General features: G+C 62.8%; 20 protein-coding genes. 12 read left to right on the top strand and 8 right to left on the bottom strand.

All coding sequences use genetic code 11. The annotated features are described in order from the left end of the window. Positions 1-85 precede the first annotated feature (85 nt). Genes lnt through HMPREF3176_RS04820 form a run of 3 tightly spaced genes read left to right on the top strand, consistent with a single transcriptional unit; the run spans position 86 to position 3044 of the window. Positions 86-1693 carry an apolipoprotein N-acyltransferase gene (lnt, locus tag HMPREF3176_RS04830; RefSeq protein WP_083286244.1) on the top strand — a complete coding sequence of 536 codons (1608 nt, stop codon included), beginning with the start codon at positions 86-88 and terminating at the stop codon, positions 1691-1693. Further along, positions 1690-2433 (top strand): polyprenol monophosphomannose synthase, encoded by a 744-nt coding sequence (locus HMPREF3176_RS04825; RefSeq protein WP_070436054.1) that lies wholly within the window; start codon positions 1690-1692, stop codon positions 2431-2433. Before lnt ends, HMPREF3176_RS04825 begins: the two co-directional genes overlap by 4 nt. Continuing rightward, complete coding sequence (locus tag HMPREF3176_RS04820; protein ID WP_083286243.1) at positions 2430-3044, top strand: FxsA family protein; 615 nt, start codon at positions 2430-2432, stop codon at positions 3042-3044. The genes HMPREF3176_RS04825 and HMPREF3176_RS04820 overlap by 4 nt, the downstream gene beginning before the upstream one ends. 38 nt (positions 3045-3082) lie before the next feature. Here HMPREF3176_RS04820 and HMPREF3176_RS04815 read toward each other — a convergent pair whose 3' ends face one another. The 5 genes from HMPREF3176_RS04815 to HMPREF3176_RS04795 form a co-directional block, all read right to left on the bottom strand. Continuing rightward, the gene (locus HMPREF3176_RS04815; protein ID WP_016664563.1) at positions 3083-3436 is read right to left on the bottom strand and encodes an RNA polymerase-binding protein RbpA; all 354 of its coding nucleotides are present in this window, start codon (positions 3434-3436) and stop codon (positions 3083-3085) included. 92 nt (positions 3437-3528) lie between these two features. Then, on the bottom strand, positions 3529-4326 hold the full coding sequence (locus tag HMPREF3176_RS04810; RefSeq protein ID WP_232049731.1) for a glycerophosphodiester phosphodiesterase family protein: 798 nt from the start codon (positions 4324-4326) through the stop codon (positions 3529-3531). A gap of 8 nt (positions 4327-4334) precedes the next feature. Then, positions 4335-5261, bottom strand: coding sequence for an SURF1 family cytochrome oxidase biogenesis protein (locus HMPREF3176_RS04805; protein ID WP_016664565.1), 927 nt, complete (start codon positions 5259-5261; stop codon positions 4335-4337). Further along, complete coding sequence (locus tag HMPREF3176_RS04800) at positions 5258-5653, bottom strand: DUF3099 domain-containing protein (protein ID WP_016664566.1); 396 nt, start codon at positions 5651-5653, stop codon at positions 5258-5260. The genes HMPREF3176_RS04805 and HMPREF3176_RS04800 overlap by 4 nt, the downstream gene beginning before the upstream one ends. After that, positions 5643-6164, bottom strand: coding sequence for a hypothetical protein (locus HMPREF3176_RS04795; protein ID WP_016664567.1), 522 nt, complete (start codon positions 6162-6164; stop codon positions 5643-5645). The genes HMPREF3176_RS04800 and HMPREF3176_RS04795 overlap by 11 nt, the downstream gene beginning before the upstream one ends. A 61-nt stretch (positions 6165-6225) precedes the next feature. On the opposite strand from HMPREF3176_RS04795, the gene fabG reads away from it, so the two are divergent. Beyond that, positions 6226-7008 carry a 3-oxoacyl-ACP reductase FabG gene (fabG, locus tag HMPREF3176_RS04790; RefSeq protein ID WP_016664568.1) on the top strand — a complete coding sequence of 261 codons (783 nt, stop codon included), beginning with the start codon at positions 6226-6228 and terminating at the stop codon, positions 7006-7008. Between the two features lie 102 nt (positions 7009-7110). Then, complete coding sequence (locus tag HMPREF3176_RS04785; RefSeq protein ID WP_051120652.1) at positions 7111-7599, top strand: SixA phosphatase family protein; 489 nt, start codon at positions 7111-7113, stop codon at positions 7597-7599. 57 nt (positions 7600-7656) lie between these two features. Here the strand turns inward: HMPREF3176_RS04785 and glgC are convergent, their stop codons facing one another. Then, positions 7657-8907 (bottom strand): glucose-1-phosphate adenylyltransferase, encoded by a 1251-nt coding sequence (gene glgC / locus HMPREF3176_RS04780; protein ID WP_016664570.1) that lies wholly within the window; start codon positions 8905-8907, stop codon positions 7657-7659. Positions 8908-9118: 211 nt separating this feature from the next. Between glgC and glgA the strand changes: the two genes are divergently transcribed. Continuing rightward, positions 9119-10312, top strand: a complete 1194-nt coding sequence (gene glgA / locus HMPREF3176_RS04775) for a glycogen synthase (RefSeq protein ID WP_070458592.1) — start codon at positions 9119-9121, stop codon at positions 10310-10312. On the opposite strand, the gene HMPREF3176_RS04770 is transcribed toward glgA, so the two are convergent. Continuing rightward, the gene (locus HMPREF3176_RS04770) at positions 10282-11070 is read right to left on the bottom strand and encodes a hypothetical protein (protein WP_070458589.1); all 789 of its coding nucleotides are present in this window, start codon (positions 11068-11070) and stop codon (positions 10282-10284) included. The genes glgA and HMPREF3176_RS04770 overlap by 31 nt on opposite strands. Further along, positions 11067-12599, bottom strand: a complete 1533-nt coding sequence (locus HMPREF3176_RS04765; RefSeq protein ID WP_070458586.1) for a ribonuclease catalytic domain-containing protein — start codon at positions 12597-12599, stop codon at positions 11067-11069. Before HMPREF3176_RS04765 ends, HMPREF3176_RS04770 begins: the two co-directional genes overlap by 4 nt. A gap of 65 nt (positions 12600-12664) precedes the next feature. Between HMPREF3176_RS04765 and HMPREF3176_RS04760 the strand changes: the two genes are divergently transcribed. The 6 genes from HMPREF3176_RS04760 to HMPREF3176_RS04735 all read left to right on the top strand — a co-directional run bounded on the left by HMPREF3176_RS04760 (position 12665) and on the right by HMPREF3176_RS04735 (position 21515). Continuing rightward, positions 12665-13459, top strand: a complete 795-nt coding sequence (locus tag HMPREF3176_RS04760; protein ID WP_034373196.1) for an ABC transporter ATP-binding protein — start codon at positions 12665-12667, stop codon at positions 13457-13459. Next, positions 13456-14277 (top strand): TrmH family RNA methyltransferase, encoded by an 822-nt coding sequence (locus tag HMPREF3176_RS04755; protein WP_051120653.1) that lies wholly within the window; start codon positions 13456-13458, stop codon positions 14275-14277. The genes HMPREF3176_RS04760 and HMPREF3176_RS04755 overlap by 4 nt, the downstream gene beginning before the upstream one ends. 150 nt (positions 14278-14427) lie before the next feature. Then, a complete protein-coding gene (locus HMPREF3176_RS04750) occupies positions 14428-15222 on the top strand; it encodes a hypothetical protein (RefSeq protein WP_016664576.1) in 795 nt (264 codons plus the stop codon). Then, positions 15222-17030, top strand: coding sequence for a DNA polymerase Y family protein (locus HMPREF3176_RS04745; protein ID WP_070458583.1), 1809 nt, complete (start codon positions 15222-15224; stop codon positions 17028-17030). The genes HMPREF3176_RS04750 and HMPREF3176_RS04745 overlap by 1 nt, the downstream gene beginning before the upstream one ends. Positions 17031-17149: 119 nt before the next feature. Next, positions 17150-20686, top strand: a complete 3537-nt coding sequence (locus tag HMPREF3176_RS04740; protein ID WP_070458580.1) for an error-prone DNA polymerase — start codon at positions 17150-17152, stop codon at positions 20684-20686. Between the two features lie 103 nt (positions 20687-20789). Further along, a complete protein-coding gene (locus tag HMPREF3176_RS04735) occupies positions 20790-21515 on the top strand; it encodes a queuosine precursor transporter (protein ID WP_070458578.1) in 726 nt (241 codons plus the stop codon). The last annotated feature ends 13 nt before the right edge of the window (positions 21516-21528 follow it).

Below are 21528 nucleotides of genomic sequence, written 5' to 3'. Positions count from 1 at the left end.
TCGGTACAGCAAACGCATGTGGCGGTGATTTCCGCGTCCACTCCACGCCGCCGACTCTGCGCTTTGCCGGTGCAAGGAGACCGTTGTGAAGGATAACCCCTCGGCGGCCGACGACATTCGTGAGGTCCTCGTCCCTCATTTCGAGGGAGAGAAATTTACACCGCCGATTATCGCGCTCCTCAGTGCCATCGCCGGCGGGGTCCTGTTCCACTTCTCTTTTGACCCCTACGGGCTCTGGGGTCTGCTGCCCGCTGCTCTTGGCGGGCTTATTTTTGCATCGTTCACGCGCCGCTGGATCACGGCTGTGGTTGCGGGCCTCACCTTCGGCGTGAGCGCATTCATCCCGCTTTTTTCCTGGGCCAATATTTATGCGGGACTCGGGCCGTGGCTCGCCCTTGCCGCCTTTGAGGCTCTCTACATCGCTGTATTTAGTTTTCTCACGCGGCTCATACTCGTCCGCCGCGGCATTCGCTTCTCGAGCAGCGTCGGGATCGCGTGCCTGTGGGCGATCATGGAATTCGTGCGTGCAAGTGTTCCGTGGGGCGGCCTCTCGTGGGGAATGAGCGCGTTTGCCTTCTCGAACTCCCCTCTCTTGAACTTTGGCCCGTGGCTCGGTATTACCGGGCTTGGCGCTGTTTCTGGGTTGCTGGGGGCACTCGTGTTTAGCGCCCTGTGTGCGCTGACTTTTCGGCGGGCGAGGGGGCGAAACGGCATGCACGCCGTGTGGCCCGCATCCGTGGCGATCATTATTGTTCTGTGCGCCCTTGTCACGCCTCGGCCAGCCAATTCCGTTGACTCGGGCCATCACTCGATTCATATCGCCGGTATTCAAGGCAATATCGAGCGCCCCAAGGCCGGCTCGTACTACATTCCCGACACCATGTTCGACAATCACGTCGAACGCACCCGCGAGTTCCTCGCCACGAATGAGAGTGCACGCCTCATCGTCTGGCCAGAGGATTCAACCGGATGGGACGTGACCGCTCATCCGGAACGCATGGCGACGCTCAAGGACCTCGCGCGCGAATCGGGAGCGCCAATTCTCGTGGGCACTCAGCGGCCCAACGGTGAGAAAGCGCGCTTCAACACGTCAGTTTTGGTTGACGACAACGGTCTCACGGGCCAGGAATACACGAAACGCCACCCGGTGCCTTTTGGCGAATACATCCCTCAACGAAAGTTCTTCGCAAAGATTACCGACAAGGTTTCGCTCGTCGAGCGCGATATGACACCGGGGGATAAGCCCGGAATAATCGACCTCTCGGGAGCGAAAATTGGCGTGCTCATTTGCTTTGAGATTGCCTACGAGCAAAGTGTCGCCGATACCGTGAACGCGGGGGCTGAACTGCTCGTCGTCCAATCCAACAATGCGCTCTTCCTCGATTCTCACGAGTCCGTTCAGCAGCTCGCACAAGCGAAGGTCTTCGCCGTCATTTCGGGACGGAGTGTCGTGCATATTTCCACCGTGGGAGATTCCGCGATCTTTACTCCCGAAGGTCGCAAGCTTGCGGGCCTTGGCCACTGGACCGCAGGCACCATGACGGCAGACGTTCCCGTTCGCACGGGGCTCACCCCCGCCATGCAGCACGGTGTCGCGATTCGCGGAATCATCGCGGCATGTGCAGGCGTTGTCCTACTAGGGAGCATTATTGCTCCGCCGCGTACCATCAAGGAAAGGCGTTCCCGTCCGTGACAACGCTCGTCATCATTCCCACCTACAACGAGATCGACGCGCTCCCGCCCACGCTCGAGCGCCTCAGGTCTGCAGTTCCCGAGGCGCACGTACTCGTTGTTGACGATGGATCGCCGGATGGGACTGGCCAGTGGGCCGATCGCCTCGCCGAACGCGATGAGCAGGTCCACGTCCTGCACCGTACCCAAAAGGGCGGCCTCGGGCCCGCATACCTCGCGGGTTTCGCATGGGGTCTCGAGCACGGCTATGACGTGCTGTGCGAGATGGATGCCGATTCCTCCCATAGGCCCGAGCAACTCGGAACGCTCCTCACGGCGCTCGAACGTGGCGCCGACCTCGCGATCGGCTCGCGTTGGGTCCCTGGGGGAGCGGTCCACAATTGGCCCCTCAATCGCGAGCTTCTCTCGCGTGGCGCAAACACCTACGTAAATCTCGCTCTTGGGCTAGGCGTGAAAGATGCGACGGCAGGCTTTCGAGCCTTTCGCGCACCCATCCTCACACGCGTTCTCGCGGGCGAGGACATCGCAAGCCAGGGCTACTGCTTCCAGGTCGATATGACTCGCAGGGTCCGTGCCGCGGGCTTCGTGATCCGGGAAGTTCCGATTGACTTCGATGAACGCGAATACGGTGAATCCAAAATGAGTTCCGCAATCATCAAAGAGGCCATGCTTCGAGTGACGCAGTGGGGTATTCACCACCGTCTCTCACAAGCCCGTTCGCTCGTGAAAAAGGGTGCATGATGAACGACGCTCGCCTCTCTCGTTCCCTTCCGGCATGGCTGCTGCCCGTCGGCGCAATCCTGCTCGGCATCGTCGAGATCGCGATCCTCATCTGGATCGGTTCTGCGACTCACTGGTGGGTACCTCTGCTCCTTATTGCCCTCGGGTGGGTCGTCGGCTTCGCTCTCATACTGTCCGCTGGACAGCAGTCGATCACGCGAATCATCTCTCTGTGGCGCGCCGCCACTGGCCGCGGTGAACGTAAGAAGCACCTGTCTCGCCCAGCCTTCACGCTGATCTCCGCCATGCTGTTCTTTTTCCCCGGTGTCCTCACCGACATCGCGGGACTCATCCTCTTGTTCACGCCCGTGCAGCAAAAGACGCTCGATACCGTAGGGCTTGGCTCCGGAAAGTCTTCGCGCCGAGTTCTTTTCACTTCGCATCGGGGTTCGGTCATTGAAAGCGAGATTGTGATCGATACGACCGGGCAAGCGTCGGACCCCCAAGGCTCCCGCCCGGACACCACCGCACACCCGAGCGGCCAGCTCCCGCCTGCCCCCGAGAATGATCGCTCAAGCAGTGAGGGCGGAAACGGAAAAACGCCGCCCCCTTACGAGGGCGACGTTCTCTAGGATCTACGGTGGCGGGGGACAGGCCGCCGCCACGGCCACTACAGGAAGTGGCGGTTCGAGTGAAGCTTACCGGCGCGAAGAAGCTCCAGGCGCTTGTCGAGAAGCTCCTGCAACTCTTCTTCTGAGCGGCGCTCGAGGAGCATGTCCCAGTGGGTGCGCTGAGGCTTACCGGGCTTGCCTTCGGGCTTTTCGTGATCGCGAAGAACGGCGGTCTCACCGCAGCGGCACTCCCACACGAGCGGTACATCGGCCTCTACCGAAAACGGGAGGATGATGATGTGCTTGTTGGGGCAGTCATACTTTGCTTCCTGGCGCGGAGCGGCGAGAACGCCGTCATCCGTTTCCATCGAAAGCGAACCGAGTCGGGTGCCTCGCAGTGAGCGAGAGTTCATCGAGCGACCTTCTTCCCTACATTGTCCGTTGTGGGCGCCTTTGGCGAATCTTCGCCAGCATTCACGACCTATGAACGCCTCGGCCGGTGGTGTTATTCCCTTCCGGGCCCCGTGCGGTGATTGGCACGAGCCTCGCGAACCTTCACGAGCCGATCAACACGGTTACTTACGATACCATCCACGCCCATGTCGAGGAGGGCGTGCATGGCCGGCTCGTCATCGATTGTCCACGCGTGTACCTCACACCCAGCCCGGTGTGCGGCGGCCACGAAACGGGGCGTAAGGATCGGGAGCCCCCTATAGCGAATGGGGACCTGGAGGGCCGCATAACGTGCGAGCACCCTTGTGCTCAGCCGCTCGGCCCCCAACCACGAGGCTGCAAGGAACGCCGCGACCGTCGTGCGAGAAGCGCTAGCCATGACCTGATGCCCGCAGGCGCTGCTCGCTCGTGACACGACTTCATGTGCGACCGCGGGATCAAAGCTTGTCAGGCACACCCGCCGACCGGCGCCCGTTCGCGCGATGGCTGCGACGGTGGGCTCTATGGCAGAGGCCGCCTTCACATCGATGTTGAAGGGGAGGTCGGGGAACGACGCGAGTGCATCATCGAGGCGTGCGATCGTGCCACGATCGTGCACACGGACCGTGCTCAGACGCGACCACGGGGTTTCGGCTATCGCGCGTGGGTCGCCGCCCGCGACTCGCGCAAGCGTAGGGTCGTGGAAGGTCAGCGCCACGTTGTCACTGCTCGCGCGTACGTCGGTTTCCATGACGTCCGCCCCGTGCGCGCAGGCGGCTGCAAAGGCCTCAAGTGTATTTTCTCCACCTTCAGGCGCGAAACCGCGGTGGGCTATCGCGCGGGGAAGCGGTCCCGAAAAGTATCGACGCACTGGCGAGCTCACGACCCGTACCCTTCGTCGAGCAGCGAATCTTCCTCGTCCTCATCTGTGCCGCGCGAGCGGTGTCGGGTGTGACGAGTGGCGCCGTACCGCCGCACAGAACCGCGAGCAGGCGCCGCGGCGACATCGTTGGCGACGGTGGTGGCTAAGGCGGCGTCGGACTCCTCCTCGCCCTCGTAGTCGCGAAGCGTACGACGTGCCGCCACCACAAAACCGAGCACGAAAAACGCCGAAAAAATCCACCACTGAAACGCGTAGGACAAATGCGGGCCAAGCGAGGTCGAGGGTTTTTCCAGGGCGGAAAGCCCTTCCGGAGCTACCCCGTTCTCGCTTACGACTTCGCCGTAGGCGCCCTCGAGGACATTCTCGAGCTGCGGTACTTGAGAGAGGACGTCAGTCGCATTCACCGAGTGGAGCTGCCCCGGGACTTCTGGTCTGTCGGAGAGCCGGGGTTCGCGCGGCCTCAAGCGCGCGACGAGCTCGACCTCGCCGGAGGGAACTTTCGGTCGGGACGCAGGAACCGAGTCCGTCTGCCCCGTCGTGACCCAGCCGCGTACGGCCAGAAAAGTACTGCCGTCGTTCGTCTCGAACGGGACGAGCTGCCAAAACCCCACGCTCGAACCCTCAACACGGTTTCTCACGTACAGCACACATTCGGGGCGCGAGCAATAGTGGCCGCGGGCGCGCACGACGGTGTAGTCATCGGCTGCGGCTAATTTCGACCGAGCCGAGGAGGGCGCGTCAGCGAGCGCAATCGGCTCGGCATCGTAGTGTTGCTCGATCACCGCCGCCCGGGCCCGCTTTTCCTCAAAACGATTCAATTGCCAGATGCCAAGCCGCACGCACGTAAGCGTCGCGAGCGCGACAAAAAGGAATGCGAGCGCCCACCGCCACGTCACAATTGGGCGAAGATCGACGCGCCTCACAGGTGCTCACCGCCCCATGTCTCGCGGACCGTGCCGTCCTCGTCAACCGTGATGAACGGCTGAGAAGGCTCTGCCGTAAGAACAAAGGGAACGGGCTGATCATCGAGGCGCTGCTCCCGGTTCGGTGGTGTGGGAACCGCCTGGTCGTTGGCAACGAGGACCGCGAAAAGGGGCAGGACAACCGCTCCGATCAACGCGACAAGCTTCCATACGCCAGGCACAACGATCAGCAGGGCGAGGCACACCATGCGTATCGCCATGGCGAGGATGTACGTCCGTGAACGGCGCGACACATCGGCAGAGCGCGCAATGGGAATCGCCGCGGGTGGCGCCGAAAAAGACGTGTGAACGCTCGCGGGAGGGACGGAGTTCTCGAGGGGATCAGAGGGCATGAACGCCTGACAGCGAAGACGAGTGCAGCAACGATGCCGCGGCGCTTTCACCCTTCGGCAGCTCGTTCATCGCAAAGGAGAACAGTTCCGAGAATCCATAGACCGCGGCAGCCACGAGGAGCGCGCCCACCACGCACAGGCACACGTTCACGATGATCCGCCTGCGGCGAGCGTGCGGATCGTAGGGGCCAAACGCTCGCGGCTTCTCCGGGGGAAAGCCATTGATGAGCGAAGAGCCGGCTTCGCTTGCACTCACGTGCCCAGGAAGTTCAACGGTCGCGGGGTACTGCCGGATACGCTCAGCCACGATCGCACTTGCGTGGACGTTTTCGCTGCGCACAACGGGAGCGGGAACAGTGGGGGAAGGTCCGACGGTGGAAGTGTCATAGTCAAGACGCCATCCCGCGGGGACTTCCGGCCACTGAGGGTTCGGTTGCCACGACTGCGGAAGCGTCCCGGTACCCTCGGGAGGCTCGGGCCATGACGGAGGCGGATTAAAGCGTGACGTCACCGGTGCTCTCCTCCCGCGTGCCAATCGTGTCTTATGACGTGCCGTCCTACCATCGTAGGCTATGCGCCGCCGCGCAATCTTTAGCGATAGGCTTGGGCCGAACCTCATTCTTCCACAGCGTGAAAGGGCAACTGTGACCTCTCGAAGCGTGTTGATTACCGGCGGCAACCGTGGCATTGGCTACGCGCTCGCCGAACACTTCCTTTCTCTCGGCGACAAGGTGGCCGTCACCTCGCGATCGGGGGAGGGCGGCCCCGAAGGTGCGCTCACCGTTAAAGCGGACGTCACCGACCCGTCATCGCTCGATGCGGCCTTTGCCGAAGTCGAGGAAGCACACGGGAGCGTCGAGGTCCTCATTGCCAACGCGGGTATCACTGACGACCAGCTCATGCTGCGCATGAGCGACGACTCCTTCGACAATGTCGTCAATACAAACCTGAACGGTACGTTCCGCACCGTAAAGCGGGCCATCAGGGCCATGATGCGTAAGAAGAAGGGCCGCATCATTCTCCTGTCGTCAGTGGTGAGCCTCCTCGGCTCGCCCGGCCAGGTGAACTATGCCTCGTCGAAGGCTGGCCTCATCGGTATGGCACGCTCGCTCACGCGCGAACTTGGCTCGCGCGGCATCACGACCAACGTCATTGCCCCCGGCTACATCGAGACGGAAATGACGCGCGGGCTCGACGAGGCTCGCAAGGAGCAGTACCTCTCGCAGATTCCCGTCGGTCGCTTCGCAGCACCCTCTGAGGTCGCAAAAGTTGCGGCGTTCCTCGCGAGCGACGATGCGTCATACATTTCGGGCGCCGTCATTCCTGTCGACGGCGGCCTCGGCATGGGACACTAAAACTGCGCACTTCCACAACGAGAATTAATGTCGAGCGCGCCTTGGGCGCAGAACGGGTGAAATCGCGTGAGTGATGAACCTCCTAGTCGCATCCTTCTTTTGATGCGGCATGGAAAAGCAGAATCGGATGCCGCAAGCGATATGGAACGCGTGCTCACTGATCGAGGGCATTCGCAGGCCAGGCTCATCGGTGACTACCTTTGCGCGCAGGGGGTACGGCCGAGCTGTGTGCTCGTCTCCTCTGCGGCGCGTACGCAAGAAACGTGGAGCGATGTCCACGCGTCACTCGGGAGCCCTGAATGCAGCGTGAGTGTGCTCGACGAGCTGTACCACGGAGGTGTTCGGGATGTGCTCTCACTCATCCGGGACGTCGATGATTCTTGCCGGGTTCTCCTCGTCGTTGGGCACGAGCCCACCATGAGCCAACTCGCTGCTTACCTCGGCAATGACGATGACTCTGATCCCGCCTCCCTAGCCCAGGTGCGCATCGGTGTGCCGACCGGCTCCATGAGCGTCCTTACCTCGAGTGTCGATTCGTGGAAAGACGTCGCAGAAGAGGAGCTCAATCTGCTCACCCTCGTGCGGGGCTAGCGCGGCTCACGCAAAAAGGGAGGGGCCCCGACGGGCACCCTCCCTTTTTCTTTCAGGTCAGTGCTGCGGCGCGATGATTGTGCCCTTGCCAATCACCGTGATTCCTGAATCCGTCACGGTCCATCCGCGAGCGAGGTCTTCCTCGCGGTTGAGGCCGATTTGGGTCCGCGGAGGAATCACGATGTCTTTGTCGATGATCGCGCGGTGGATTTGCGAGTGACGGCCAACTGTCACATTGTCCATAATCACCGAATCGGAAATAGAGGACCACGAGTGGAGTTGGGCCCCCGGCCCGATGACGGAGTTGGAGATTTGCGCGCCCGACACCACGACGCCTGCCGAAACGATCGAATCGACCGCGGTTCCCACACGACCCGGGCCGGCGTGAACGAATTTCGCGGGTGCGAGGGCCGATCGCGATTCCGTAAACACCGGCCACGCGGTGTTGTACAGATTGAAGATCGGGTGGATCGAGATGAGATCCATGTGTGCTTCGTAGAAAGCATCGAGCGTTCCGACGTCTCGCCAGTAGTCGCGGTCGCGGTCCGTAGAACCAGGCACGTCGTTGCGAATGAAGTCGTAGACTCCCGCGTCGTTGAGGTTCACGAAGTGGGGCACGATGTCGCCCCCCATGTCGTGGTTTGACTCGCCGTTGTCTGCGTCCCTCGTGACGGCCTCAACGAGGGCGTCGGCGGTAAACACGTAGTTCCCCATCGAGGCAAGCACCGAGTTCGGATCATCCGGCAGGCCCTGGGTCTCCTTGGGCTTTTCGACGAACTGCGCAATGCGAGTGGGATCTTCGGGATCGACTTCGATCACGCCGAACTGATCGGACTGCTCGATGGGCTGCCTGATCGCTGCCACCGTGCACGAACGACCCGATTCGATGTGGGCCTCTACCATCTGCGAAAAATCCATCCGGTAGACGTGGTCTGCACCCACCACCACGATGTAGTCGGGCTTGGAATCACCAATGATGTTGAGGTTCTGATAGATCGCATCGGCGCTCCCGAGGTACCAGTGCTTACCCATGCGCTGCTGAGCAGGCACGGGGGCGACGTAATTGCCGAGCAGTGAGCTCATGCGCCATGTCTTTGCGATGTGTGTGTCAAGCGAATGCGACTTGTATTGAGTAAGGACGACAACCTGGAGATAACCGGAGTTCACGATGTTGGAAAGCGCAAAATCGATTAGCCTGTAGGAGCCTCCAAACGGCACGGCGGGCTTTGCGCGATCGAGTGTGAGCGGCATGAGGCGCTTGCCTTCACCGCCGGCGAGAACAATTGCGAGGACCTTCGTTGCGACCATGCTTCAATCGTACTGCACAGTTAGGTGCATCACGTCCTCGTTTACCGCGTGCTCATTTCGGAGCCGCTTAGCTTTTGTTTCGCGGGAACGTACCGGCCATGCGAGCTTTCGTACGTGTGACTATCATGACAATGCGGAGGGCGAACAGCCAGCAGGTGCAGCGCCCAGCCCGTTTCGCCCTTGACGTCTCACCTAGGTAGGCAGTTCCGTAATGCGCGTTGACATCCTGACGAAGGAATACCCACCCGCGATCTATGGAGGCGCCGGCGTTCACGTCGATGAGCTCAGCAAGGTTCTTCGAAGCCGCATCGACGTACGCGTACGTTGTTTCGGCGAAGAACGCAGCGAAGCCGGCGTCCAGGCCTATTCCGTCCCCGAAACCCTCGCCAGCGCTAACTCCGCCCTCCAGACCTTCGGTGTCGACCTCGCCATGGCGCAAGACTGCGCTGGTGCGGACCTCGTACACTCCCATACCTGGTACGCAAACTTTGCCGGGTTCACCGCACAGCAACTCCACGCGATTCCGCACGTGCTTTCTGCTCACTCCCTCGAGCCACTGCGCCCCTGGAAAGCCGAGCAGCTGCAAGGCGGGTACAGACTCAGCTCTTTTGCGGAAAAAACCGCTTACGAGAACGCCGACGGCATCATCGCCGTCTCCGGGGGAATGCGCGAGGACATCCTCCGCTCATACCCGAAAGTAGATCCGGCGCGCGTCCACGTCGTGCATAACGGCATCGATGTCACCGCGTGGAAGCCGAATCCTGCGACCGATGTTCACGAGCGATACGGCATCGATCCTCATGCCCCCACCGTCATCTTCGTTGGACGAATCACGCGCCAAAAGGGGCTGCCGTTCCTGCTGCGCGCCCTCGCCACCCTCGATCACGGCGTCCAGGTCATTCTGTGTGCCGGCACTCCAGATACTCCGGAAATCGCCGCCGAAGTCGAGCAACTCGTCGCCACGCTCAAATCTGAACGAGAGGGCGTTTTCCTTATTTCGGAGATGCTCCCGCGTCACGAACTCACGCAGCTACTCTCGCACGCCACCACATTCGTGTGCCCGTCTGTGTACGAGCCGCTCGGCATCGTTAATCTCGAAGCAATGGCCTGCGGTATCCCCGTCGTGGGCACCGCCACCGGCGGTATCCCCGAAGTGATTGTCGATGGCGAAACCGGCATTCTCGTGCCGATCGACCAGGTGAATGACGGCACGGGCGCGCCCGTGAATCCGGATAAGTTCGTTGGGGACCTTTCCGACGCCCTCAACGAGATCCTCTCGAACCCGCAGCGCGCCCGCACGTGGGGCGCTGCCGCACAAAAGCGCGCACGCGATCACTTCTCGTGGGAATCCATCGCCGATCGCACCGTTGAGGTTTACAACGCCGTTCTTGGCGCAGATGCGTAGCTGAGCGTGAGGGCAAGCACCTCGCGCCCCTCCCGTGCAAGAATTCGCAACTCCTCTAAAGCCTTCTGCGCTCCTGCATCTGACGAGGTCGTTGCCTGCGCGATCGCGGCCTCGGCAAGAGACACCATGCGCCCGGCGAGCCTCGCGGCGTGCACATGCGTATCGGGCATGCCCCGTGGAGGCTCGACTAAAACAAACCCCTGAGGGAGCGCCTCAGGCCTTACGGGTTCCTCTGGAATGAGGTCGTATTCGACAAGCCGTTCGTGGGTGTGTGAAAGAGCGCGATAGAGGCGCTCACGTGCACTTGCCGCATCCGATGCCGCAACGGGAATCGGTGTCGGCGACACGTCGAGCCTTGCGATGTCGAGAGTGCGCGCCTCAGCATGCCGGGCAGGGGCGACGGTCAGCAGATGCTGTGCGATAGCGCCGTCTCCAACCGTGAGGGCCTGCCCGCCCGCGAGCGCCGCCATCACACCTCGCGGGCCGCCGGCGATTCCGGCGATCCTTCCGGGCTCGGGCAAGACGACCGTGAGCGTGGGCATGGCGAGGGCACGCACGTCGAGAATCCACGCGAGCGTGTCGAAGTGCGCGCCGCCGAAGGTACCAAAGCCCGCATCAAGGAGATCAGCGGCCTCCTCGATCGGCATGTCCCGGCGCAGTGCGGCTCCCGCAAACAACGACAGCGCACCGAGGTAGGGCGCCGGAATGAGGTTCTGCAGAGACGTAGGCGCTTTCGATGTCGAGGCGATGATTCTCATGCGGGCGTCGGACCCTGCGCACCGTCCGTGCCACGCGCGCGACCTGCGCTCACGACCGAGAACTCCGCCCAGTTCCGAGACTCTTCCACCCGTTCAAGGCGCGCTTTCACGCGCGTGCCTATCGGAAGGTTCTCCCCGTCAATCCACCGCGCCACCGGGGGATTGCTGAACTGAACTTCGATTCGATCGGGGCGAGCATTCGAAGGGTTCGATCCGCCATCGGTCGCGGGCCTGAAGTCGAGCACCGTCCCCTCGAATTCACTTCCCACAAGCGTCGAGAGAACACCGATTTCGGCGATTTCGCGCGCCTTCTTCTCCACTGCCGAGTGGCGTTGCTGGGCGCTGTGCATGAGCGAGGGAAGCTCCGGCAACGCCGCACGAACGCGATCATCGAGCGGTGCTCCCGTCTTGAGGCTGTGGCAGACATGGAGAACGAAACGGTCGACGAGGCGGCGCAGGGGCGCGGTGGTGTGCGCATATGGGGCCGCTATCGCCGATTGTTCGAGAACCTCCGGAAGCGTGCCGTCGAACGCCTCGTATCCCGCCCCTCGAAAGAGTGATGTCGCCTGGTCAAGGAGGGCAAGGTGGCGCCCCTTGCGCCAGTCGAGCGTGCGAAGGAATTCACCATAGGGGAGGTCCTGTGGCCACGGCTCTTTCAGGGCTGCAGCTTGCGCGCGGAAGCGCTCGATCGCCTCGGGAGCTGCCGGAGGCATCGTGCGAAGAATGCCGAGCTTGCCCTCGATCATGATCTGCGCGGCGGCCATCCCCGTCATGAGGGAGATTTGCGCGTTGTGCTCTTCGATTGGCTCGGGCAGGCGCCACTGAAGGTGCACGGAATCGTCATCGGTCACGACTTCCTGTTCGGGCGAGTTAAGCGAGGCTCCTCCGCGTTCAATTTCGAGCGCCGCCCGTTTTTCTCCCACCTCGACGAGCAGCTGCATCACACTGCCCGCTTCTCCGCGTTCGAGTGCGCGCTGAACCGCGGTGTAGGCAAGCTTTTCACGATTGCGCACGATGGCGCGCGTAAGGTTCACGTGCGTGACGCTTGCGCGCTCGTCGAGGGAGAAGTCCCACACGAAGGCCGGAGTGTCTTTGCCCGGTAGGAGTGAGGCTTCGTCTTCGCAGAGCACGACGGGGTGCAGCGGGATGCGCCGATCAGGTAGGTAGAGCGTGAGGCCACGCTCACGAGTCTCGGCATCGAGAGGCCCGTGAGGCTCGACGAAGAGGGGGACATCGGCAATCGCGTAGCGCACTCGGTAGCCCGTGCCGTCACGCTCAATGTGGAGGGCCTGATCGAGATCCGTTGAGCTTTCGGGATCAAGGGTCACGAACTCGATTGCGGTGAGGTCCTCGTGCTGTGCCGCATGCTCTCTCCAGGTGCGAGCTGCACTCTCGGCCTCGGCGAGGGCGGCCTCGGGGTACGTGGTATCGATACCAGACTTTTCGAGTGCCTCATCGATTCGTGCCGCGACTGTGGTGAGCGGCGCTTTCTTGCGGTCGCCGGGCATTGAGAGGCGTTGAACGGGCACAGTTCACTCCTTGGAATAACGGTCCGTTTTAGTGTAGTGAGCATCGCCTGCCGTAGGCTGGAGGCATGGTTGCTGTGTGCTCATTGAGCGATGTTGTAGTGCGCCGTGGCGCAAAGACTCTTCTGGATCACGTTGACTTCCGTGCTCGTGAGGGGGAGCGGTGGGTCGTGCTTGGCCCGAATGGTGCGGGCAAGTCCACCCTCATTCGCCTGCTCGCGTCGCGACTGCACCCCACAAGCGGGAGCGTGCAGATTCTCGAGGAAAAGCTCGGGCGCGTTGACGTGTTCGAGCTTCGACCCCTGATTGGCCTCTCCAGCCAGGAGCTCGCCGAGACGATTCCCGCACAGGAGACGTGCCTCAATGTTGTTATGACGGCCGGCTACGCGGTCGTGGGCCGCTGGCGCGAAACGTACGAGAGCGAGGATGAACAGCGTGCCCGCATGCTCCTTGGCGCGTTTGGGGTGGCCCCGCTCGCTGAGCGCACGTTTGGCTCTCTCTCCACCGGGGAGAAGAAGCGCGTGCTTTCCGCCCGTGCGCTCATGACCGATCCCGAGCTGCTTCTCCTCGACGAGCCCGCTTCAGGCCTCGATGTGGGAGGCCGAGAGGAACTCGTGCGCTCACTCGGGGCTCTCGCAAAGGATCCCGCGACCCCCGTCACGATCATGGTGACGCACCACCTTGAAGAGATCCCCACGGGGTTCACCCATGCACTTTTGCTGCGCGAGGGACGGGTTGTCGCCTCGGGGCCAATCGCCGAGACCCTTACTTCGCAGAATCTCACGCGCACTTTCGGCCTCCCGCTCGCTCTTGAAGAGCGCGGTGGTCGTTATTTCGCGACGGCAGTTCCGCTTACGCAATGAGCCTCGTCTCGATGAGCGCGCACGCGGATCATCCGCTGCTCGCCGATTACGTGTCGATGACCGACGTCAAGCTGCGCTCGTGCCTCGAGGTTGAGCGCGGCTTGTTCATGGCTGAAAGCTACAACGTGATCGAACGGGCCCTCGAGGCAGGCGCCACGCCACGATCGTTCATGATGAGCGAGAAGTGGCTCGAAAAATTCTCGCCTCTTTTTTCGCGCTTCCCTGATGCTCCCGTTTTTGTGGGCAGCGAAGCTGAGCTCGAGGAGACGACGGGCTTTCACGTGCATCGCGGCGCTCTCGCTTCGATGCAGCGACCGAAGGAGCGCTCCGTCGAATCCGTCATTGAGGGGGCGCGCACCGTCGCCGTGCTCGAAAACATCGTGGACCACACGAACGTCGGCGCGATGTTCCGCAGTGCGGCCGCCCTCGGCGTGGATGCGGTTCTCGTCACGCCTTCTGCAGCGGACCCGCTGTACAGGCGCGCGATTCGAGTCTCGATGGGCACGGTCTTTCAGGTGCCGTGGGCGCGCTTTGAGTCATGGCCTCGCGGGGGAGTGGACCTCCTGCGTGCGCGCGGTTTCGATACGCTCGCACTTGCACTCACGGAGAATTCTCGCCCGCTGCACGAGGTTGATCTTTCGGCTTCACGAAAGGTGGCCTTCGTTCTTGGCACCGAGGGGCATGGGCTCACCGAGCAGACTCTTCGCGCCGTAGATGAGAGCGTGATTATCCCCATGAGCGGTGGCGTCGATTCACTCAATGTCGCCGCAGCGAGCGCAGTCGTGTTCTGGCAGCGCGAGGTATCTATGCGCGCGTGAGGTGCGTGCAAGTTTAAATGTCTCACCCCTCCCCACAATGGGAACATATGTTCGATACTGACGCAAGGACCCCCGGATCACTCTTGATCCCGCACCCTTTTCGCCCTAGTATTCGAACACGTGTTCTATTTTGTGTGAGTGGAGAGGGCAATGTCCGTACAGGTTTCTGTAGCGCCGCGCATCGCGGCGGATCCGCAGCGCCTCGCGCTCGCACAGTCAGTCCTCGGTCAGGCAGAGGCGAAAACTCAGCGCGAGCGCGGCCCAGTGCGTGGGGAGGAACTCGAGCGCAGCGGGCACTCGTTCCCCGTTCCCCGGGCTCTCGAGGAACTCATTTCGCGAGGTGAGGTGCGGGCGGGTAGCAGCATCGAGGTGACGGGGCCGTGCGGAACGTCGCTCGCCCTTGCACTCGCGGCGGCCGCCATGGGGGAGGAGTCCTGGTGTGCCCTCGTGGGTATGCCCCACGTGGGGATCGCCGCGTGCGCCGATATCGGCGTAGATCCGCGGCGCACCGCTCTTATCCCCGATCCAGGGGCGCAACTTTCTTCCGTGCTCTCCGCGCTCATCGATGGCATCGAGGTGATTGTTCTCGGTGCTGATCTCGCTCTCACACCCGCGCAGTGGCGCACGGCAAAAAATCGCGCGCGCACACAGGGGTCCCTACTCATTCGCCTGGGGGAAGCACGCTGCGACCTCGCCGTGCAGTCCTCCTCGCCACGCTGGGTGGGGCTTGCGCGCGGCTCGGGCAGGCTCAGGTTTCGCAGCGCTCGTGTCGCGGCGTGTGGCAGGGGTGCTGCGGGTTCCGGTTCAGCAATGGAGATTCGTATTCCGACGCCTGCCGGGGTGCTCGCGAGCGCACCGCGCACGGCGGTGCCCACCTCACGCAGGGGCAAAGCACCCTCTCGGGCGCGCGCGACGCTCACACTCGTGCAATCGGGGAATCGATGATGGCGCAGTCCACGCGCACCGCATGCGTGTACATCGATAATTGGCCCGTCCTTGCCGCGATTGAGAGGTACGAGCGCGCCGGCGAGAAAGTGCCGAACGAGATCGCGATTATGGAGCATCATCGTGTTGTCGCTGCCAGTCCCTCGGCCATGCACGCCGGTGTCGCACTTGGCATGAAGAAGCGTTCTGCCGAGGCCTTGTGCCCGCACATCGCGGTTGCAGAGCGCGATCTCGATGCCGAGTGGCGCGTTTTTGAAAGCGTGTGCGCCGCCGTGGATACGGTTGCCTCGGGGATCGAACCTCTTGGGCCGGGAACGCTTTTGCTTCATGCGCGAGGTCCATCTCGACACGCCGGGGGAGAACACGCTCTCGTCCGTGCTCTCCTCGATGCCGTCGCCGATCATACGGGCTGGGAGAGCTCCGTGGGAATCGCCGACGGCCCACTCGCCGCCATTCTTGCCTCTCGCTCCGGGCGCATCATACTTCCGGGAGAATCGGCGCGTTTTCTCGCCCCCTTCCCCATAGAAGCGCTCGAGCACGCCCCCGTGGGGGCGGGGAAACGCTTTTGCACACCCGGGGTTTTCGAGGGGCCCGCGCACGTAGCTGAGTTCATCAGCGTGCTTCGCCGCCTCGGCATCACCTCTCTCGGCGCGCTGAGCGAGCTTCCACATTCCTCGGTGAGTGAGCGTTTTGGGCCGCTCGGCGCGCTCCTGCACATCCTCGCGTGCGGAGGTGAACCGGGCGAAGGGGAGCGCGTGCGGCCAGCTCAGCCAATCCTCGTCGAGCGTCACCTCGATCCGCCGCTCGAGCGCGTCGATCAGGCTGCGTTTATCGCGCGCCCCCTTGCCGAGGAGCTCGCCGAAAAGCTGCGAAAACACGGCCTTATGTGCACGCGGCTTCGCATTATCGCGCGCGGTGAGAACGGGAGCGAAGTTGAGCGCACGTGGCGCCATGAGGGCGCCTTGAGCATCGATGACGTCGTGGATCGCGTGCGTTGGCAGTGTGACGGGTGGATACTCGCTGCCGAACGGGGCGCCTCACGCCCGGGCGATCCTCGCGAGGGCCGCACAACAGCTGCGCCCATCGTTCACGTGCAACTCATTCCCGTGCACACCGAAAGTGCGGGGGAGTACGCGCAGCGGCTGTGGGGGCACGCAAGCACGGCCGAAAAGCGCGCCGCGCGGGCCCTCACGCGTGTGCAATCACTAGCGGGGGAGGAGTCCGTTCTTGTCCCTGCCGAAAAGGCAGGCCGTTTTTTGAGCGAGGCGATCACGGTGCTGCCCTTTCGCGCGGTACGCGTACGCGAGCACCGCGAGGGGCCGTGGGTGGGCTCTTTTCCGCGCCCCTTGCCTGCCACGGTTTTTACTGAGCGGATCACCGCGCGTCTCCTATGCGAGGGGCAAGCGGTCTACGTGAGTGCGCGGGGACTGCTCACCGGCGCCCCTGCACACCTCGTTCTCACGCATTCGGACAATGGCGTGAGCACCGAGGACGCGGCACACGCGAACGCCTGCGCGCACGATGCGGCAGGATCCAGGAGCGCAACCGTAGCCGCGAAAGGCGACGTTGGACGTAGCCGGAAAGGGGAGGAGCCTGCGCCGCTTCCCGCCGCGCTTCGCCACCTCGGCTACGAGAGGCTGCTCCCCATCGCGCACTACGGCCCGCCCATCCTCCTTGATCAGCGGTGGTGGTCCGAAGGCGCGGGAAGCCGTAGGAGCGCGCGGCTTCAGATCGTGCTCGAGGGAGGGGAGGCACTTGCCCTACTCTCACGCGAACGTGCGTGGGAGGTGGAGGCGCTCTATGACTAGGGCTGTTTTGATGACTGGGGGTGTCGTGACGGGCGACTGTTGTGCGTGGGTCCCGTGTGACGCACGTGAACGTGGTGGATTGTGCGTCTTGCCGGGTGAACATGAGTGCAGGGGCAGGCATGAGTAAGTGGTTTCTTGGCCCGCCATCGTGGCGCGATCTCGAGGCGGTTTTGAGCGATCGGCCGGTTCCCGTGCGTCCCACGGTGACGCTTGTGAATGCGGGCACCACACACGAAAGGGAACACCCGCGAGGGCAAAGCGAACGCCGGCACGCCTCAGCCCTCAATGCCGAGCTTGACATCCCCTTTGCCGAGCTTCACGCGCATTCGCACTTCAGTTTTCTCGACGGAGCCTCGAGCCCGGAGGACATGGTTGCCGAAGCTTCACGGCTCGGACTGCGCGGCCTCGCACTCATCGACCACGATGGATTTTACGGAGCCATCCGCTTCATGAAGGCGGCGTCGGAAGCCGGCCTGCCCACGATTTACGGCGCTGAACTGACGCTTCCCGCAGGGTTTACAGCCGGACTCCCGGGGCCGTCCGCATGCCCCTCTCCGCTTCGTGCGGCTGCGGCAAGCGCGCCACGCACGGGCAGCGCTGATCCCGAGGGCGAACACCTCGTGCTTCTCGCGCGTGGGGCGGCGGGGTACCGAAGGCTTTCGTCCCTCATAGCGCGTGCGCACCTTGCCGGCCCCGGCAAGGGCACGCCGCTCTACAGTGCTGCAGGCGTGGTCGAGGCGCTCGCAAGCGGCGACATCGTCGTTCTCACGGGGTGCCGAAAATCCCCATTCACGCAAGAGCTCCTTGCTCTCCTCCCGCAAGGCGACCTAGAGCAATCGGCGTATGCGGCCGCGCGCGGAATCGAGGCCGCACTTCGCGCAACCGGCACGCTTGAAGCCCCGGGTGCTCCCGCCCGCGATGGCGAAGCCCCGCGCGTGATCGTGGAACTTCCCCTCACGGGCGATTCCCTCGAATCCGAACTTCACGACGCGCTCGTGCAAGGTGCACGCATCGTGCGAGAAGAACACGGTTTAAGCGAAGCCGAGTTGCCCGTCGCTCTCACCTCCAACGCACACTACGCACGCCCAGAACACAAGCACCTCGCGGATGTCCACGCCGCACTTCGCGCACGGCGCAGCCTCGCTGACGCGGACCCTTTTCTCCCGTCACGTCTGGCCCATCTCAGAAGCGGAGCGGAGCTTGCACAACTCGTGCCGCGCTACCCGCGCGCGATCACGACCGCCGCGCATCTCTCTTCGAGCCTCGCGTTCGATCTCTCCCTCGTCGCTCCACACCTTCCTCCTGCGCCCACCCCCGAGGGCCACAGCGAGGAAAGCTGGCTTCGGGCCCTCACCGAACGTCTCGGAGAGGCGCGCTACGGGCCGAGGGCAAACCCGCGCCTCGAGGGAGCGTGGGAACAGATCGATCATGAGCTTCGCATCATCACTGAACTCGGCTTTCCCGGCTATTTTCTTATCGTCTACGACATCGTCGAGTTTTGCCGCGCACACGGGATTCTGTGCCAGGGGAGAGGCTCGGCTGCGAATTCCGCCGTGTGCTACTGCCTCGGTATCACGTCGGTTGATCCGGTCTTTCACGGACTACTGTTCGAGCGTTTTCTCGCTCCCGAGCGCGATGGCCCACCGGATATCGACGTCGATATCGCCGCGGACCGGCGCGAGGAGGTCATCCAATACGTCTTCACACGCTACGGGCGCGAGAACGCCGCGCAGGTCGCGAACGTCATCTCGTATAAGGCGAGGCTCGCGGTCCGCGATGCGGCACGAGCACTCGGCTATAGCGTGGGGCAGCAGGACGCCTACGCACAGATGATCGAACGATCCTTTTCGTCTTTACGCGAGGCGAACATCCCCGAGGACGTGAAGACCCTTGCCACCCAGCTTCGCGATGCTCCGCGACACCTCGGGATCCACTCGGGCGGGATGGTGTTGTGCGACCGGCCCGTCATTGATGTCGTGCCGATCGAACACGCGCGCATGCAAGGCCGAACGGTCGTGCAGTGGGACAAAGACGATTGCGCGGATGCGGGACTCGTGAAATTCGATCTCCTTGGTCTCGGTATGCTCACGGCCATTGACCACGCTTTCTCGATCATCGAACGAGTCCACCAAGAGTCGTTGACCCTCGCGAGCATCCCGCAAGAGGACCCGGCGCTGTACGACATGCTGTGCAGGGGCGATGCCGTGGGGGTGTTCCAAGTGGAGTCGCGCGCACAAATCGCGACTCTGCCTCGCCTCAAGCCGCGTGAGTTTTATGACCTCGTCGTCGAGGTCGCCCTCATTCGCCCTGGGCCCATCCAGGGTGGAAGCGTGCACCCGTACTTGCGCAGGCGTTCCGGCGCCGAGGACGTCACCTATCTCCACCCTCTTCTCGAGAAATCCCTCGGCCGCACTCTCGGGGTACCGCTCTTTCAGGAGCAGCTCATGCAGATGATGGTCGACCTCGCGGACTTTACGCCCTCGCAAGCCGACCAGCTACGCCGCGCGATGGGGTCGAAGCGTTCAACCCAAAAAATGGCGGCGATGCGCGAGGCGATGTTCGAGGGCATGGCCTCAAACGGCCTCACACCCGAGCAATGCGAGCTTGTCTACCGCAAAATTCTCGCGTTCGCGAGCTATGGCTTTCCCGAGTCACATGCCTATTCCTTCGCCTATCTCGTGTATGCGAGCGCTTTCCTCAAGTGCCACTTTCCTGCAGCCTTCACGGCCGCGCTGCTGCGGAGTCAGCCGATGGGGTTTTATTCACCTCAGTCGCTCGTCTCGGACGCCCGCCGACACGGCGTTGAGGTGAGGGGAGTGGACATCACCCGCAGCGACGCCTGGGCAAATCTCGAGGTCGATGCCGAGCACACGGCCACAACTTTCGCCGAGCGTGCAGAGTCGTGCGAGGGCGGGCATCCACCGCAGGTCTGTGGCAGCGAGGCCGCGCGCGGGCCGGCGATTCGCCTTGGACTCGAGTCGGTGCGCGGGATCTCGCGCGCATTCGCCAAGGAGATATGCGAGGAGCGTGCGCGCGCTCCCTTTCGGTCAATTGCCGATCTTGCGCATCGCACGGGCGTGAACACGCACCAACTCGAGGCGCTTGCGACGGCTGGGGCACTTGACTCACTCGCCCCCTCAAGGCGCGCAGCTTTGTGGAGTGCGGGTGCGGCGGGAGGCGTGAATCCCGGGACGATTCCTGGCCTCGCCCTCGCGCACAACGCTCCCACGCTTCCCGGAATGAGCGATGCCGAACTCATGGCAGCAGACACATGGGCCACGGGGATCTCTCCCACGCGCCATCCGTTCACGCTTGCTCGGGAAGGAGGGCTCAACAACGAGGTGCTTCCCATTGAGGAGGTGAAAAAAGCCGAGCACGGCACGCGAGTGTGGACGGCGGGACTCATCACGCATCGCCAGCGTCCTGCAACCGCCACGGGCATAACGTTTCTTGGGCTCGAGGACGAAACGGGCATCCTCAACGTCGTGTGTTCCCAGGGCTTTTGGAGAGCGAACCGTGCTCTCTTACGCACAGCTCCCGCGGTTCGCCTGCGTGGCCTTGTCGAGCGTAACGACGACGGCGTGGTGAGTTTCCTCGCCGATGCCGTCGAGCCTCAGCCGATCGCAGCGAACACAACCTCGAGAAACTTTTGTTAGAGCAGGCCATGACCCCGTCATTCGGTGCCGGGGGAGTGAGCCTCGCGGCACGACACGAACCTGGGAGCGCGAGAACCGGTGCGACTCACTTTAAAGTAGGCGCATGACCGATAACGCTTCCGCCCAACCCGCAAGCGACGCACGCGGCAAGGCCGTGTATGCGAAACGAGGGAACTCCCACTATGACGTCCTGAGCGCGCTCATGGCCGTCGTCGTCGTCATTTCCGGCATTGGCGCCGCCAAGGGCGTCACGATCGGATTCGTGATTACCGACGCGGCGTTCTTCCTTTTTCCTCTTGCCTATATCCTCGGCGACATCATTACCGAGCTGTATGGACCGCGTGCAGCGCGCCGCGCCATCCTGACGTCGTTCGCTCTCAACGTTTTCGCGGTCGTGTGTTACGCCGTCATCATTTGGCTCCCGGGCTTCGACGACGACTATGGAGTTGCGAAACAGGGCGCGCTCGAGCTCGCGATTGGGCCTGTATGGCAGATCGTTCTTGCTTCTCTGTGCGGCTTTCTTGCCGGGCAGAGCCTGAACTCGTTCATTGTGAGCCGAATGAAGCGCCGCACGGGCGAGCCCGGCATCGTCGCGCGACTACTCATGTCAAGCGGCACGGGCGAGCTCGTCGACACAATCATTTTCTGCACGATTGCCGCGCCGGTGCTCGGGATTACGACATTCGGCCAGTGGCTGAACTACACGGGCTTCGGCTTCTTGTACAAGGTCATCGTGCAGTACGCGGCAATTCCCGTCACGGCTTACGTGATCGCACGACTCAAGAAAGCGGAACCTAGCTACCAAGAAGCCCTCACGCGAATTGCATAGAAGTTGTGGGGGT

The sequence above is a fragment of the Dermabacter sp. HMSC08H10 genome (assembly GCF_001807585.1).
GTDB lineage: Bacteria > Actinomycetota > Actinomycetes > Actinomycetales > Dermabacteraceae > Dermabacter > Dermabacter hominis.
This window is presented reverse-complemented; position numbering and strand designations above follow the sequence as displayed.

Coding starts and splice junctions, on each gene's coding strand:
- HMPREF3176_RS04800 (WP_016664566.1), bottom strand. CDS start 5,653: ATGCCCTCTGATCCCCTCGAGAACTCCGTCCCTCCCGCGAGCGTTCAC.
- fabG (WP_016664568.1), top strand. CDS start 6,226: ATGCGCCGCCGCGCAATCTTTAGCGATAGGCTTGGGCCGAACCTCATT.
- HMPREF3176_RS04770 (WP_070458589.1), bottom strand. CDS start 11,070: ATGAGAATCATCGCCTCGACATCGAAAGCGCCTACGTCTCTGCAGAAC.
- glgA (WP_070458592.1), top strand. CDS start 9,119: ATGCGCGTTGACATCCTGACGAAGGAATACCCACCCGCGATCTATGGA.
- HMPREF3176_RS04815 (WP_016664563.1), bottom strand. CDS start 3,436: ATGAACTCTCGCTCACTGCGAGGCACCCGACTCGGTTCGCTTTCGATG.
- HMPREF3176_RS04760 (WP_034373196.1), top strand. CDS start 12,665: ATGGTTGCTGTGTGCTCATTGAGCGATGTTGTAGTGCGCCGTGGCGCA.
- HMPREF3176_RS04755 (WP_051120653.1), top strand. CDS start 13,456: ATGAGCCTCGTCTCGATGAGCGCGCACGCGGATCATCCGCTGCTCGCC.
- HMPREF3176_RS04750 (WP_016664576.1), top strand. CDS start 14,428: ATGTCCGTACAGGTTTCTGTAGCGCCGCGCATCGCGGCGGATCCGCAG.
- HMPREF3176_RS04785 (WP_051120652.1), top strand. CDS start 7,111: ATGCGGCATGGAAAAGCAGAATCGGATGCCGCAAGCGATATGGAACGC.
- HMPREF3176_RS04735 (WP_070458578.1), top strand. CDS start 20,790: ATGACCGATAACGCTTCCGCCCAACCCGCAAGCGACGCACGCGGCAAG.
- HMPREF3176_RS04740 (WP_070458580.1), top strand. CDS start 17,150: ATGAGTAAGTGGTTTCTTGGCCCGCCATCGTGGCGCGATCTCGAGGCG.
- HMPREF3176_RS04745 (WP_070458583.1), top strand. CDS start 15,222: ATGGCGCAGTCCACGCGCACCGCATGCGTGTACATCGATAATTGGCCC.
- glgC (WP_016664570.1), bottom strand. CDS start 8,907: ATGGTCGCAACGAAGGTCCTCGCAATTGTTCTCGCCGGCGGTGAAGGC.
- HMPREF3176_RS04820 (WP_083286243.1), top strand. CDS start 2,430: ATGATGAACGACGCTCGCCTCTCTCGTTCCCTTCCGGCATGGCTGCTG.